General features: G+C 54.6%; 15 protein-coding genes. 3 read left to right on the top strand and 12 right to left on the bottom strand.

Features of this window, described 5'->3' with window-relative positions:
• Positions 1 to 490 precede the first annotated feature (490 nt).
• The gene (ahcY, locus tag KK925_RS08655) at positions 491 to 1,798 is read right to left on the bottom strand and encodes an adenosylhomocysteinase (RefSeq protein ID WP_174582312.1); all 1,308 of its coding nucleotides are present in this window, start codon (positions 1,796 to 1,798) and stop codon (positions 491 to 493) included.
• Between the two features lie 107 nt (positions 1,799 to 1,905).
• Positions 1,906 to 3,081 (bottom strand): methionine adenosyltransferase, encoded by a 1,176-nt coding sequence (gene metK, locus KK925_RS08650; RefSeq protein WP_174582311.1) that lies wholly within the window; start codon positions 3,079 to 3,081, stop codon positions 1,906 to 1,908.
• A 69-nt stretch (positions 3,082 to 3,150) separates the two neighbouring features.
• Here metK and KK925_RS08645 point away from each other — a divergent pair, with 69 nt between their 5' ends.
• Positions 3,151 to 4,134: an ArsR/SmtB family transcription factor gene (locus KK925_RS08645; RefSeq protein ID WP_214096439.1), complete on the top strand. Its 984-nt coding sequence runs from the start codon at positions 3,151 to 3,153 to the stop codon at positions 4,132 to 4,134.
• A gap of 408 nt (positions 4,135 to 4,542) precedes the next feature.
• Here KK925_RS08645 and KK925_RS08640 read toward each other — a convergent pair whose 3' ends face one another.
• The 3 genes from KK925_RS08640 to KK925_RS08630 form a co-directional block, all read right to left on the bottom strand.
• On the bottom strand, positions 4,543 to 4,683 hold the full coding sequence (locus tag KK925_RS08640; protein ID WP_174582309.1) for a hypothetical protein: 141 nt from the start codon (positions 4,681 to 4,683) through the stop codon (positions 4,543 to 4,545).
• A gap of 141 nt (positions 4,684 to 4,824) precedes the next feature.
• On the bottom strand, positions 4,825 to 5,286 hold the full coding sequence (locus tag KK925_RS08635) for an acetolactate synthase (protein WP_236027897.1): 462 nt from the start codon (positions 5,284 to 5,286) through the stop codon (positions 4,825 to 4,827).
• A gap of 314 nt (positions 5,287 to 5,600) precedes the next feature.
• The gene (locus KK925_RS08630) at positions 5,601 to 5,801 is read right to left on the bottom strand and encodes a hypothetical protein (RefSeq protein WP_174582308.1); all 201 of its coding nucleotides are present in this window, start codon (positions 5,799 to 5,801) and stop codon (positions 5,601 to 5,603) included.
• Between the two features lie 187 nt (positions 5,802 to 5,988).
• Between KK925_RS08630 and KK925_RS08625 the strand changes: the two genes are divergently transcribed.
• Positions 5,989 to 6,339: a hypothetical protein gene (locus KK925_RS08625; protein WP_174582307.1), complete on the top strand. Its 351-nt coding sequence runs from the start codon at positions 5,989 to 5,991 to the stop codon at positions 6,337 to 6,339.
• Between the two features lie 154 nt (positions 6,340 to 6,493).
• Positions 6,494 to 6,634: a hypothetical protein gene (locus tag KK925_RS08620; protein ID WP_214096438.1), complete on the top strand. Its 141-nt coding sequence runs from the start codon at positions 6,494 to 6,496 to the stop codon at positions 6,632 to 6,634.
• A 442-nt stretch (positions 6,635 to 7,076) separates the two neighbouring features.
• Here the strand turns inward: KK925_RS08620 and KK925_RS08615 are convergent, their stop codons facing one another.
• The 7 genes from KK925_RS08615 to bamD form a co-directional block, all read right to left on the bottom strand.
• Positions 7,077 to 8,285, bottom strand: coding sequence for a pyridoxal phosphate-dependent aminotransferase (locus KK925_RS08615; RefSeq protein WP_174582305.1), 1,209 nt, complete (start codon positions 8,283 to 8,285; stop codon positions 7,077 to 7,079).
• Between the two features lie 36 nt (positions 8,286 to 8,321).
• The gene (locus tag KK925_RS08610; protein ID WP_174582304.1) at positions 8,322 to 8,825 is read right to left on the bottom strand and encodes an Lrp/AsnC family transcriptional regulator; all 504 of its coding nucleotides are present in this window, start codon (positions 8,823 to 8,825) and stop codon (positions 8,322 to 8,324) included.
• The gene (locus tag KK925_RS08605; RefSeq protein WP_174582303.1) at positions 8,822 to 9,784 is read right to left on the bottom strand and encodes a ribose-phosphate diphosphokinase; all 963 of its coding nucleotides are present in this window, start codon (positions 9,782 to 9,784) and stop codon (positions 8,822 to 8,824) included. Before KK925_RS08605 ends, KK925_RS08610 begins: the two co-directional genes overlap by 4 nt.
• Positions 9,785 to 10,000: 216 nt before the next feature.
• Positions 10,001 to 10,567 carry an elongation factor P gene (gene efp, locus KK925_RS08600; protein ID WP_236027896.1) on the bottom strand — a complete coding sequence of 189 codons (567 nt, stop codon included), beginning with the start codon at positions 10,565 to 10,567 and terminating at the stop codon, positions 10,001 to 10,003.
• Positions 10,568 to 10,570: 3 nt separating this feature from the next.
• Positions 10,571 to 11,620 (bottom strand): KpsF/GutQ family sugar-phosphate isomerase, encoded by a 1,050-nt coding sequence (locus tag KK925_RS08595; RefSeq protein ID WP_236027895.1) that lies wholly within the window; start codon positions 11,618 to 11,620, stop codon positions 10,571 to 10,573.
• Between the two features lie 2 nt (positions 11,621 to 11,622).
• Complete coding sequence (lptE, locus tag KK925_RS08590) at positions 11,623 to 12,174, bottom strand: LPS assembly lipoprotein LptE (protein ID WP_236027901.1); 552 nt, start codon at positions 12,172 to 12,174, stop codon at positions 11,623 to 11,625.
• Between the two features lie 31 nt (positions 12,175 to 12,205).
• On the bottom strand, positions 12,206 to 13,267 hold the full coding sequence (bamD, locus tag KK925_RS08585) for an outer membrane protein assembly factor BamD (protein WP_174582300.1): 1,062 nt from the start codon (positions 13,265 to 13,267) through the stop codon (positions 12,206 to 12,208).
• Positions 13,268 to 13,685: the final 418 nt, after the last annotated feature.

Genomic DNA, 13,685 nt, shown 5'->3' with positions numbered 1-13,685 from the left:
AAATGACTTTTCGAAACGAACGGTCAATGGAAGCCAGAGAAGCATAACTTATGCCACCTGACTAGCGAAAGCGGCCGTACGAACCAATGGTAGTTTTTTCCTCCTTGTCGCTTTATCCTCAAAAAAGTTCTCGCGTTTCTTTATGACAAGCTTTTGGGGTAAAGATCAAGCCCCTGGTCTGCTCCTTTCGATCTCGGCCCCTCTCGTCGGCTTCGCCTTTCTTATGGCCGAAGTCTTTGGTTTCCCCTCCTGGGACATCCCTTGGCTCCGCCGTATGGGATACTCCTCTTCCACCCCGATCCCCGAGACGCCTTGGAAATAACCGGGCCCCCGGATAGTAAGCCCGAAGGCCATCCTGTCTGACCCCGAAAAGAAGGCTTTCCCCTAAAGACCGTTACATCTGGCCATTGGATTGCCACAATCGTGCTTGGCTTGCGTCCATAGCCCTGACCCCTGTGTCTTAGCTTGGGTCCTTTTGGTACGGGGGATTTCAGTAACGGTAATGCTCCGGTTTGTAGGGTCCTTCCACCGGAACCCCAAGGTATTCTGCCTGCTCAGGTCGAAGCTGAGTCAGGCGAACCCCCAATCGATCCAGGTGGAGACGGGCAACTTTCTCATCCAAAATCTTTGGAAGCACGTAGATTTTGCCTCTCTGGTACTTACCTGTCGACCGCTGGCTCCAAAGCTCGATTTGGGCTAGGACCTGGTTGGTAAAACTTGCGCTCATGACAAAGCTCGGATGGCCCGTCGCACATCCCAGATTGACAAGCCTTCCCTCCGCCAGCACGTACAACTTTTTCCCGTTTGGCCATGTGAACTCGTCCACCTGGGGTTTGATCGTAATCCTCTGTAAGGAGCGATCCTCATAAAGGGAACGCACTTCGATTTCACTATCAAAGTGGCCAATGTTACAAACGATCGCTCCGGACTTCATCCGGTCCAGGTGTTCGCGACGAATCACCCCAATGCAACCGGTGGCGGTCACAAAGATGTCCCCTTTTTCGACAACCTCCTCTAAGGTCAAAACGTCGAATCCAGCCATTGCTGCTTGAAGAGCACAGATGGGATCAATTTCCGTGACCACCACCCGAGCTCCCATCCCGCGGGCTGCCTGGGCACACCCTTTACCCACGTCCCCGAACCCGCAGACCACCACGAGTTTCCCCGCTACCATCACGTCGGTAGCCCGCTTAAGTCCATCGAGAAAGCTCTCCCGACACCCATAGAGGTTATCAAATTTACTTTTGGTACAGGAGTCGTTGACATTAAAAGCAACTATTCCTAGTTTTCCCTGGCGAGCCCGTTGCATCAATCGCCGGACCCCTGTCGTGGTTTCTTCGGACACGCCCACAATGTGAGAAAGAAGTTCCGGATGCCGCTCGTGTACCAATTCGGTGAGATCCCCCCCGTCGTCTAATAAAAGATTGGGCCCACCCCCATCCGGCCACTTTAGGGTTTGTTCGATACACCAGACATATTCCTCCTCCGTCTCCCCTTTCCACGCAAAGACCGGAATCCCGCAAGCCGCTATGGCCGCTGCAGCATGATCCTGCGTGGAAAAGATGTTGCAGGAGGCCCACCGCACCTCTGCCCCCAAGGTAACCAAAGTTTCGATGAGCACAGCGGTCTCCACCGTCATATGAAGGCAACCCGCGATACGGGCTCCAAGAAGCGGCCGGCTGCTTCCGTACTCCTTGCGGAGCGTCATAAGACCGGGCATCTCCCCCTCGGCGACTCTAATCTCCTTCCGGCCCCAATCCGCTAGTTTCAGGTCTTTGACGCGATAGTCCTCTCCCATGGCAAGCTCCCTTTCGTTTTGATGGTATGTTCGTTCCGTTTGGATTCCGACCCTCTCACAACCACTCTGCAGGATCCCAAACTTTAGTGGATGCTAGGCTTTTTCTTTTATCCCAGCGCCCGGATAAGGTTTTCCACCTGATCCGTCCGCTCCCAGGTGATGCTCTCAAGATCCTCTGTGCGGCCAAAGTGCCCGTAGAAGGTGGTCTTGTGATAGATGGGACGTAAGAGTCGTAACTGGGAAATGATCGCCGCGGGTCGAAGATCAAACACTTCCCGGACAGCTTGTTCCAGTTTCTCGTCTGGCACCACTCCCGTTCCAAAGGTGTCTACAGCAATCGAAACCGGCTCTGCCTTACCAATCACATACGCAAACTGGACTTCTACCCGCTCCGCCAACCCCGCCGCCACAATGTTCTTGGCAACATACCGGCCCATGTAGGCTCCGCTCCGATCCACCTTCGAAGGATCCTTCCCGCTGAACGCCCCCCCACCATGACGCGCCATTCCCCCATAGCTATCCACGATCACTTTCCGTCCAGTCAGTCCCGCATCCGCCTCCGGGCCTCCAAGGACAAAGCGGCCGGTCGGATTGACGAAATACCGGGTCTTTTTATCGAGAAACTCCGGCGGCAGGCTCTTTCTCACTACCTCCTCAAGGATAAACTCTTCAACCTCCTTTTGGCTTACCTCGGGCGCGTGCTGGGCAGAAACCACAACCGCATCGACGCGCAGCGGCTTTCGCCCTTCGTACTCCACAGAAACCTGGGTCTTGCCATCCGGACGCAACCAGCCAACCTTGCCCGTTTTTCGGACTTCGGCCAGCCGTCTTCCCAAACGGTGGGCAAATGTGATCGGGGCGGGCATCAGTTCCTGGGTCTCGCGGCAAGCAAAACCAAACATGAGTCCCTGGTCGCCAGCCCCTTGGTCCTTCTGGCTCCCATCTTCCGCCGAGGGATCCACTCCTCGGGCAATGTCCGGACTTTGCCGACTGACCGCATTGAGCACATAGAGCCGGTCAGCATGAAAGAGACAATCCGAATAGGTATATCCGATCTTCCGCACCGTTTCTCGAACCATGCGAACGAGGTCGACGTCGGCCCGTGTCGAAATCTCTCCACCGACCACCACAAGATTCCCTTTCGCGAAGGCCTCGCACGCAACCCGGCTCCCAGGATCTTGAGCGAGACAAGCATCTAAAATAGCGTCGGAAATCCCATCGCAAACCTTGTCCGGATGGCCTTCAGTAACCGATTCGGAGGCGAAAATAAACCTTTTAGCCATACGTTTTTACTCTATGCCAAAGGGAGAAGCCTTGGCAATGGAAAAGAATTAAGCTATCCAAATACATTGATGGAAAGCCCCTCTTCGGCTAATCAAGAATCAGACCGAATCCGCCTGTGGAGTTCCCTTTCGGATTTCCGCCGGCTCCGAATCCTCTCTCTTCTCCGGCATCAAGAATTATCGGTCGCCGAATTGGAACAGAGCTTAAGACTCAGCCAGCCTGCGATTTCCCATCACCTTTCTGTCTTAAAAAACCTCGGTTTGGTCGTCGGGAGAAAAGAGGGGCAAAGAACCTTTTACCGCTTGGAGCGCACGTTGCCGCCGTCGACTCTTCGCATTGTCGAAGCCGCTTGGAGCCTTTTGGAAGGGACACCCCAGCTGGCCCAGGATCAGAAGTCACTATCTCTGGTCCTTGCCAAAAGACGGCTTCAAGCCCAAAAACACTTTAACAAAGTGGCAGGACGACTTTCGGAAGCCGGCTGCCCTGGACGGGGTTGGGCTGCGGTCGGACCTCTTTTGGCCCAGCTTGTACCCGAAGCCGTCGTGGCCGATCTAGGAGCCGGGGAAGGATGGCTTGCCCAACTTCTTGCACAAAGAGCCCGGAAAGTCATTGCGGTTGACTTGTCCCCGAAAATGGTCGCATTTGCCCGGCGAGAACTGCAACGCAAGGGGATCCAGAATGTGGAATATCGATTGGGCGATCTTACCGATCCGCCCATCGAACCGGAGACTGTCGACATTGCCATCCTGAGTCAATCACTCCACCACGCCCCGGACCCTCCCAAGGCGATCCTGGCAGCGACGCAAATTCTCCGACCGGGAGGACGGCTCCTTGTCCTCGACTTACGGCGTCATCATTTCGAAGCCGCGCGCACACTCTACGGCGATTTATGGCTCGGATTTCATGAGATGGATCTCGTTGCCTGGTTCGATAGCGCAGGATTACAAAATGTAGGAGTCCAATTACTGGAGCCGGAAGATCGACCCCCTCGTTTCCAACCGCTCTTGGTTTTTGGCTTCAAACCCCAATCCTGTTCCCCTGGTCAGGCCTAGCGTAAGGAGAAAAAAGAAAAAGGGGCTCCACTCTTGTTATCGTCGCACATTGAACTGTGTGAACAGTCGTGATCTTGGGCAGGCAGCCTCCCTGCCGCGCTTAGCCCGTGGGTGCTAGAACTTCGATGTCATCTCGGAGTGTCAGCTCCTTCATTACCTTGGGTAGAAAGGGAAAGTTCTGCACCTGTCGCAATTGACCCCTGAGCCGAACGGACCCAAAGCTCGCTTACTCCATCCCATCCACCCGCCGGCGCAACGTATCTTGCCTTGGGGATCCATCCCTTGTAACACAGCTACCTCCTCTTCTTAGAAACCTTCCATCCCACAGGACCAACATCTTTTCGAATCTCCCGCTTTCAAAAAGATATCCATCACTCGCCATCCCAGCGGACACCAATCTCGCTCATCCTAAAGATGAACAAACCGCCGATCCAGCGCCTTTCTCCCCCCTTTTCCTTCAATGGCGTCCCGGATCCAACAGGTCGCTCCCGCCCTTGCCTCCTCTTTCAAAAAGACGATCAGCCATGCCCTCCTATCAACCCAACGCAACTTGATTCTTTTTGGCTCATGCGGAATGGCGGCATACCTCCTTTGCTCTTTCCGTTGGTGTTACGCCGATTTTTTGACCACGAACCACTAAACGTCCCAGAACTTCTTACCCGACTTGGGAGTACAGCCGAGAGAAAGCGGCTAGCGACTAATATCTAGCTGGGTCAGCACCCGGAATCCGTTCCGAATCAAAACCTGCGAAGCCAACTCATCGTCTTCTAAATGCATAGCAAGAACCGCCTTGCCATACGGCCGAACCAGGAGCGGATAGGTAAAAGAAATATTGATTTCGGCTTGAAGAAGGACTGCCAAAACGATCGGAAGATCCTCAGCCCCATGGGGAAGTTCTACCCCTACCATGACCGCTTCCGTAAAAGGGATGTGATGCTTTTGAAGGAGTTCCCGAGCCGCCCACGGATCGTCCACCATGAAGCGTACCGTTGCGGAATCGGCTGTGTCCAGGATCGTCAGAGCGACAATATGAACGTTTTTATCAGCAAACAAGCGAACCAATTCTAAGAGCCGGCCCGCCTTATTCTCCATGAAAACAGAGAACTGGCGAAGCTTTTGCTCTTCCGCGCGTTGGATCGTCGATCGAGACACTCTATCTAGTACAGAGAGCCCGACAGAGCTTTCCTGTCAAACTTTCCCGCAGGTTAATCCAGCCGACGATAAGTTCGCTTTTACGTTCCGCAAGGCTAAGGCTGCCTTGGGTAGGACGTAAAGAACCCGCGACTGAAATCGCGCCCTTTCTTGTAAAGCCCACAGATGGCTGACCTTCCCCACGCTCCCAACGTCAGGTGTGTTTCCTGGCGCCCTTGGCGAAGCCGCGGCCTCGTCAGTCGGCGCGAGGTTTCCGGTTTTCCCCCAAGTCGCTATGCGCCCCGGAGACCACAGCCAGCAAACTCCAAACCATGTCACAAGGGTTTCCCTAGAGCTCTCCAACACAAATCGCTCTGGCTAGTGGAGGGTGGATCGACGTAGTCGACCGCGATGCGCACCGCGCTTTCCTTGTACTCGACGAAGAACGGCAGCTGCCGCCACGCCCAGCGATGCCTACAAGCACGCAGGCGTTTGCCGGCTTTGATCCGGTCGCGGATGAGCGTGAGGTCTCCCATCCCGGTCCTGGCGATCCGCGCCTTGGTGGCGCCCTCGGCGATAGCTCGACTCGGTTTCGCGGCTCGTGTGCCGAACGCGCCGGATCCTTTTGCCTTTTGCCGGAGACCTGCCGGAGCTTCCGTCTAGCGCGCTGGCTGCCGTTGGACAGAAGACGACGACACCCCAAGGGCAAGAGAGTAGTCGCGCTTGTCGGCCACCTTTTCCGCCGCCAAAAGTTTTGCCTGTGCTTATGGCGGCGAAATTCTTTCGCCCGACATCTGCGCCCAAGACGGTGCCGGATGCCCGAGCCTGCCTATCCTCCCTTTCGACGAGGAGTTAGGGACACCACATCCTTTCGCGAAAGACCCCGTCCGGTCCCTTCGGCCGACCGGAAGTAACGATGCGCTTTGGGTAGTCGTCCAGACGCAGCGAGACGGTAATGCCTCCATCGATCCTGTAGAGCATGACGGTTTTATCCTCAAAGGCGTAGGCGCGCTTGTCGAAACGCACACCGACATACGCAAAGCGGATACCCCGGAACGGGCGCTTCCTTGCTGATCTATCCCCACCTCTTCTCTGCCTTGTATGCCTTGCAGACCGTAAAAATGGTGTTGCAGCACATCTGGGCGCCTAACAGCGTTGGCTAGTGCAGCATGGGGTTAGGCGTGCTGATACAGGGCTACCCTTGTTCCAGACGAAGTACTCGCGCACGATGGGAGATGGGAACGAGCCAGTTGCCAACGTCGCCGTAGACCCAGCAGGTCTAGTAAGCGATCTTGCTTGCCGCGCCGTAACGTCGCGTTGGATCGACAGCGTGCGTATCATGGCTCATTGCCTTCGGGTAACATCCTAAGAGCCCTCGAGGAGGCGGGAGAGGGTCTCGGGCGCCGATATTGCCCGCGCCGTACCGACGGAGTACCACGGCGAGGACAGTTGACCGTCCTACAGACGCTTCTGTAGCTCGGAGAAATGCTGGAACCGCCGCCTTGCCCTGACGCCCTTAAGCACCTTGAGGGCAATCGTCCAGGGCGATGGCAGGCGAAATGACAACAAAGAGGTCAAGATGATCCGGCCAGATCTCCTCAGAGATTACCGGCTAGCTACGTTCGGCGCAGATCGCATCCAGTAGTGCTGCCGTTCGCTTAGCCACGGTTCCGGTCAAGACGCGTCGCACTAATCCTTCGAACACCATATCCCTTGGTAGACCTTTGGATCGACGTCATTCCGGTTGATGAAAATCTCGATCATCCACCACATTCGATGCCCCATGGCGCGCTCCGCACATCCGCCACTCCTCACGCAATGGAAATCGCGGGTTTCTTTGCGGAGGGTCGATGGAGAAACTGTTCCATTCGTTTCACAGCCTCTTCCAACACTTCCATCCTCGCCGCAAAACTGCACCGGATAAACCCCTCACCGGAAGGTCCAAAAGCATCACCGGGGACCACTGCTACCTTTTGGTTTTTCAGAAGCTCGAGCGCAAACTGCCGGGAAGAAAGACCCGTGTCCCGGATGGAAGCGAAGAGATAAAAAGTCGCCCTAGGTTTATGACTGGGGAGTCCCATGGCCTGAAAGGATTCCCACAGGAAATTCCGTCGCAACCGGTATTCATGGCGAGTCCGCTCGATATCCATCTCTCCGGCTTCCAGCGCCTCAATCGCTGCCTCCTGACTGATAATCGAAGCACAGAGAGCCGTATATTGATGAATTTTCATCATCGCTTCAATCAAGGGAGCGGGCGCACAAACATAACCAATCCGGAATCCGGTCATCGCAAAGCTTTTCGAAAAGCCATCCAAAAGAATCGTACGTTCTTTCATCCCGGGAAGCGCCGCGATGGAAAAATGCGGTTCCTCGTAGGTAATTTCCGAATAGATCTCGTCACTTATGACCAAAAGATCCCATTGCTGGGCTAACCGTGCGACTTCTTCCAGCTCGTCACGAGAGAGCATAGCTCCTGTCGGATTGGTGGGAAAATTAAGGATGAGCACCTTGGAACGAGGACTCAGGCTAGTTTGCAATCGATCGAAGTCCAATCGAAATCCCGTACTAAAGGAAGAAGGAATGGGGACCGGCTTTGCGTGGGCAAGAGCAACGGTGGGGGCATAGGATACATAGCTAGGCTCGTGGTAGAGCACTTCGTCTCCAGGTTCCAGTACGGAGCGCAGGGCAATGTCAAGCCCTTCCGAAACTCCCACCGTTATCAAAATTTCGCTGGCCGGATCGTACTGAACCCCGTAGCGCTCCTCCAGGCGTTGGGCGATCGATTCTCGTAAAGACCATAGACCCAAGTTGGAGGTATAGCCGGTCTTGCCCTTTTCCAAAGCATAGATGGCTGCCTCCCGAATATGCCACGGCGTAGCAAACCCGGGCTCTCCGATCCCGAGCGAAACCACATCTGGTACACCTTGAACCAGCTCGAAAAAATCGCGAATCCCAGAACGTGGAACCGAACGCACATGGCGGGCGATGAATTCCCCCGCTTCCCTCGGTCGATGTTTCATTCCCATGGTCAGCTTGGAGACGCGCCGCCCCCAATCTTACGGCGAAATGGCTAGTCTGTCTCCTTCTTCGGGCTCGCCTACTAGAACCCCCTGCTCCTTGTACGTCTTTAAGAGAAAGTGAGTAGCGGTTGAAAGCACACCTTTAAGGGTGGCGAGTTTTTCGGAGACAAAGGTCGCTACTTCACGCAGGCTGCGCCCTTCGACAAACACCAGTAGGTCATAGGAGCCACTCATGAGGAAACAGGAACGGACCTCCGGATAATGGGCAATCCGGGAGGCCAGCCGGTCAAACCCGCCTCCCCGCTCGGGGGTAATTTTAACCTCAATCACTGCCTGAACGACATGACGTTGGAGCTTTTCTTGGTCCAGGATCACCTTATAGGCAAGGATCACCTTCTGTTGCTCCAACCTCCGAATCTCTTGAGCTACTTCTTCCGGCGAGCGGCCCAAAAGCTTTGCTAAGGTGTCCAGCGAACGAAGCGCGTTTTCTTCCAATAGTTTGAGAAGACTTTCGGTAAAAAGGGATTTCGTTTGTTTCACGTGATCACCTTCCCGTCGATTTGAAAAAGAGATGAGACCGATTGCTCATTATGGATCCGTCGGATTGCTTCGCCCAATAACGGAGCAATATCCAGCACCGTAATCGGTACCCCTTCAACCTCTCGCACCGGAACAGAATTGGTCGTAATGAGTTCCTCAATCGCAGATTGCTGTAGCCGCTGAATCGCAATCTCGTTGAGAACTGCATGGCTAACCCCAGCAAAAATGCGGGCTGCCCCTTTGCGCTTTAGAATCGCAGCTGCTGAGACAAGCGTTCCAGCCGTTTCCACAATATCATCGACAATGAGGACATCCTTACCCTCTACATCTCCCACGACAAAAAGGGCTTCTGTTGAGGTAGGATCGATCCGGCGCTTGACAACTAAAGCAAGCCCGGCCTCCAAAAGTGCCGCATACGAGGATGCTAATTTGATGCCACCCACATCAGGTGAAACCACGACCAATTCCTTTAAATCCTTCTTGCGAAGATAGTGATAAAGTACCGGTGCCGCATACAGATGATCCACAGGGATATCAAAAAATCCCTGGATCTGCTGCGCATGAAGATCCATGGTCAAAATCCGATTCGCTCCAGCGGCAACTAGCAGGTTAGCCACTAGCTTGGCGGTAATGGCAACCCTGGGCTGGTCCTTGCGATCCTGCCGTGCGTATCCGTAGTACGGAAGAACGGCTGTGATCCGATGGGCACTGGCTCTTCGTGCCGCATCGATGAGAATCAAAAGCTCCATCAAGTTATGATTCGTTGGCGGGCACGTCGGCTGGACGATAAACACGTCGCGTCCCCGAACATTTTCGTTGATTTTGACAAAGGTTTCTCCATCGGGAAAAGAGCTCACCGAGGCAGCCCCAAGCGGAATGCCGACGTAATCGGCGATTCTTTGCGCCAATACCCGATTTGAATTGCCCGTAAAAATTTGGAGGGGATGAGGATCTTCCATTACTTCTGCCCGTTGCGGCAACCGTTTTGCACTAGGCCACGGTAAAAGACCATTCTTAGCTCAAAGTTCCACCACCCTACAGCAACCCCAATTCCTTTGGGAAAGGTCCCACGGCAACTCACAAAGTTTTGCCCCGCTGTTTTTCCTGTTTTTCCCTCACCCCTGGACCGCGCCAGGCCCTCAACATCTTGCCACCGGCTTCCCGGCGTAATTGGCCTAAGCACGACCCAGGTATCTCCCGTCTTCGGTGCTCACTCGAATTCGTTCCCCTTCCTTAATAAAAAGGGGAACTTGTACGACTAGCCCCGTCTCCACCGTTGCCGGTTTCATAACGTTTGTGGCCGAATCTCCTCGCACCCATTCAGGAGCCTCGGTTACCCTCAAGGCCACCGAAGGTGGCAACTCCAGGGCTACCACAGTTTCTTCCATAAAGACAAGATCTACTGGCTGGTTCTCGGAAAGATAGTCTTTGGCATGGGTCACCATGGATTCCGGCAGCTCCACCGTGTCAAAGGTCTCCGGATCAATGAAATGATACGTCGTGCCGTCCCGGTAGCTAAACTCGTACTTCCTGCGCCTCAGCGGTACAACCTCAAGCTTATCAGTGGAGGCAAAGCGCACGGACAAAGACCGGCCTGTTTTCAAATTGCGGAGCGTCATCTGAACGAACCCTCGCAGATTGCCCGGCGTTCGGTGCATCGTTTCCATCACCAGACACGGTGCCTCCTGGTAAAGAATCACTTGACCTCGAGTGACGTTGCTGGCCGTGACCACCTCTCCCACCTCCTATAGCAATCGATGCCTGGTTAAGTCCTGAGTGTCAACCATACCCACGGGAAAACGCTTACCGTCGACAACGATAAGGTCATCCACCCGATGGGTTTGAAACAGATGCAGCACCTCCACCGCCAGTTTGTCCACGCGAACCGTTACAGGGTTGCGTGTCATCACTTTGCCCAGGGGAAGCTCCCCAATTCCCGGGTCAAGCTCGTAGCCCCGGACGAAATCCCCATGCGTAAAAATCCCGATCACCTTCCCCTTGTCATCCACCACCACAGCGGCCCCTGCTCGTTTCGCGTTCCAGTCCCTAAGCGCCTCCTTAACGGAAGCCTCTTGCGGGAGTACCGGCACGCGCTCCAAAGGTCGCATGATATCCTGCACCCGCAACAAAAGATTACGCCCAATATTGCCTCCCGGATGAAACCGGGCAAAGTCCTCCCTCCGAAAACCTCTCCTTTGCAAAAGGACCATGGCCAGAGCATCCCCCACAGCCAACATAGCCATGGTGCTCGAGGTAGGAGCTAGATTAAGGGGACAAGCTTCCTTGGGCACGCAAACGTCAAGAACGACTTCAGCATTCTGGCCAAGGGTGGAAGAGGGATTACCGGTGATGGCAATCACACGCGCCTGCATCCGCTTGAAATAGGGCACAATCCGAACCAGCTCCTCCGTTTCGCCACTGTAACTCAGGGCCAAAACGGCATCTCCTCGAGAAACGATTCCAAGATCCCCATGCGCAGCGTTAACCGTATCCAATACAACGCTAGGAGCTCCCGTGCTGGTGAGGGTGGCTGCGATTTTCGTTCCAATGTGACCGGATTTGCCAATCCCCGTAACAATGATCTTTCGCCCCTTGCGAACGGTCACAAGCAAAAGGTCAACTGCCTTGACAAAGGAAGGACCCAATTTTTGGGAAACAAACTGGAGGGCTTCGATTTCAATCGCGATAACCTTTTTTGCCTCATCCACGACATCCAAAGTCGCCATCTGGTCGTTCCGAAAAGGTCGTCGGTGAACCGAAGCTTGCCGATGACCAGAAACTTCTGAGACCGTCATGGCTACCATCCTTCCACGACCAAAGAAACCAGATTTTTCGCTAGATCCTCCGCAGCCAACGGAAGAGCCTGCCGCTCTGCCTCTACCATGTCCTTTTGGGTGAAGTAGGTGGTCGCCCCGTCAACGTTGACATGGTCGAGGGTTTTCCGTCCAAGCCTGCGATTGATGAGTGTTGCCTGGGCTTCGATATGGACTCGATACTGAGCGGTCGCCAAAGGATCGAGAACTTCCGGCCGGAGGGCTTCTCGGTAGATCCTCCGAACGACCACTTCGAGCTCTGCATCGGCATGGTCTGAGTCGGTGGTTCGGAGCGTGCCATCGGTATCAAATCGCCGCTGGATGGCATTGGTTACCACCACTTGCAAGTCCGGAGCATAGGACTCGTTTTTCACCATGGGAACGTAGATGCTCCGGACCCCTTGAACCGCCTCTCCTCCAATATTGCCCAAACGGTACCCGGCACACCCCCCAAAGAGCCAACCCAAAAGGGCCATAGCTGCCACAGAAATCCTCGTACTCACCTTCCAGTTCACGGTGCTCGCCGGTGCGTTCACCGACCCCAAGACTTCTGGTCCCTGCCGATGACTATTGAGGCAAATTTGCTCGATCCGAAGTTTTGGCGTTGGCCTGCTTGTCGTTTTCCACCGACTTCGACCGCTCCTCAGGAAGGCCCAAGTCCTTTTCTACTCGGGGTCGCAACTCTTCCACCTTTTTCTTGGCAAGCCTTCCCTCTTCGGAATCCGGATCCTGGCGGACAACATCGCTGTAATAAATGAAAGCAGCCTTGAGGTTATGCTGCTCCTCATAGAATTTCGCAATCGCAAAGGTCCCCTCCCTTTCCTTGGCTTGCAACCGGGCGATGTGCCCCTTGGCTGCCTCTACCTTCTCGCTATCCGGATAACGAACCAGGAAATCCTGAAAAGCCTCGATCGCCTTTTGAGCCGCCGTTTGATCATATTCTGGTTCCCTGGACGCCTGCATCCATGCATAGCCAATTTGGTACTGCGCCTCACTCGCCACCGGACTATTGGCGTACCTCTCCAGCACCTTGTTGTATTCCGTAACAGCCTCAGCAAACTTCTTCTGTTTTTCTTTGGCCAAGCCTAATCGAAACTGGGCCTCAGGGGCGAGCCGACCGTAAGGAGCAGCTTTAACAATGCTTTCGAATATCTGGACCGCACGATCCATTGCGGAACCAACCGGGATCCGCCACAGCCTTTTGGGCTCCCCGGAAAGGTAGAGGTTTCCAATCTTAAATTTGTGTTCCAATGCTTCATCGAAAAACGGGCTATTGGGATATTTTTCCACCATCTTATCGTAAGCCTTATTCGCCTCCCAGAACTCGCCCCGCCGCTCCAAGTACAGCCCAATCTTGAACTGAGCTTCCGGAGCAAAAAAGGAAAACGGCCATTTTCTCACAAGAATCCTACTGGCCTGAAGCGCCCCCTCGTAATCCCCTTGGGCCTCCAACTTATGCACAATTTCGAGTTGATCCCGTGACGAGGAAGCCGAAAGGCCCGCCCCTGTGCTTTCGTCCATCCACCCTTCTCCCGGCCGCCACACAAGAGCCCCTTGGACCCAGGGAAGCCAAGCCAGCCAGATCTCCAAAGCCAGTATCCAGATCGCAAACCGAAAGGGAGGCCACATAGCTAGCCCGTATGCTATGGGTGGAACGCCACGCGGGTCAAGAATCTCCCCATCAAAAGCTCACCTTTCTCAGAAAGTCGTTTCCCCCTGTCCGAGAGACACCCACAAAAAGACAGAGCGTCAATCCCGCCATGCTGAACCTTTTTCTGAAAGACTTCTCTTTGAGCAGCGTCCGGCTCTTTGAGAACCTTCCGAGCAACGCGGTCAACAACCGCGCGCTGGTTCCTCGGAACGATCGCCGTTGAAAACCCTCCTGGCGAAAGCGGTCGTTACCCCCACTCTTATCCCCGAAGACCCAGGACAAGCCCAAACGCCTCGAAGCTTGTTTCCGCTGTGTGGGTTTTACCCCCAGTTCCCTTGAGGCTTTGAAAACCTTGTTTCCGGGAAATACCTGCCTATAGTACGTATCGCCCTTCCA

Source organism: Candidatus Methylacidithermus pantelleriae (assembly GCF_905250085.1).
GTDB classification, from domain to species: domain Bacteria; phylum Verrucomicrobiota; class Verrucomicrobiia; order Methylacidiphilales; family Methylacidiphilaceae; genus Methylacidithermus; species Methylacidithermus pantelleriae.
Note: the sequence above shows the minus strand (reverse complement) of the source record. Positions and strands in the feature narration are given on the sequence as shown.

Excerpts from the sequence above, each read along its gene's own strand:
- KK925_RS08620 (WP_214096438.1), top strand. The coding sequence starts at position 6,494 with ATGGGAGATGGGAACGAGCCAGTTGCCAACGTCGCCGTAGACCCAGCA.
- KK925_RS08630 (WP_174582308.1), bottom strand. The coding sequence starts at position 5,801 with ATGGGAGACCTCACGCTCATCCGCGACCGGATCAAAGCCGGCAAACGC.
- metK (WP_174582311.1), bottom strand. The coding sequence starts at position 3,081 with ATGGCTAAAAGGTTTATTTTCGCCTCCGAATCGGTTACTGAAGGCCAT.
- bamD (WP_174582300.1), bottom strand. The coding sequence starts at position 13,267 with ATGTGGCCTCCCTTTCGGTTTGCGATCTGGATACTGGCTTTGGAGATC.
- KK925_RS08605 (WP_174582303.1), bottom strand. The coding sequence starts at position 9,784 with ATGGAAGATCCTCATCCCCTCCAAATTTTTACGGGCAATTCAAATCGG.
- KK925_RS08615 (WP_174582305.1), bottom strand. The coding sequence starts at position 8,285 with ATGAAACATCGACCGAGGGAAGCGGGGGAATTCATCGCCCGCCATGTG.
- ahcY (WP_174582312.1), bottom strand. The coding sequence starts at position 1,798 with ATGGGAGAGGACTATCGCGTCAAAGACCTGAAACTAGCGGATTGGGGC.
- KK925_RS08595 (WP_236027895.1), bottom strand. The coding sequence starts at position 11,620 with ATGACGGTCTCAGAAGTTTCTGGTCATCGGCAAGCTTCGGTTCACCGA.
- KK925_RS08645 (WP_214096439.1), top strand. The coding sequence starts at position 3,151 with ATGGAAAGCCCCTCTTCGGCTAATCAAGAATCAGACCGAATCCGCCTG.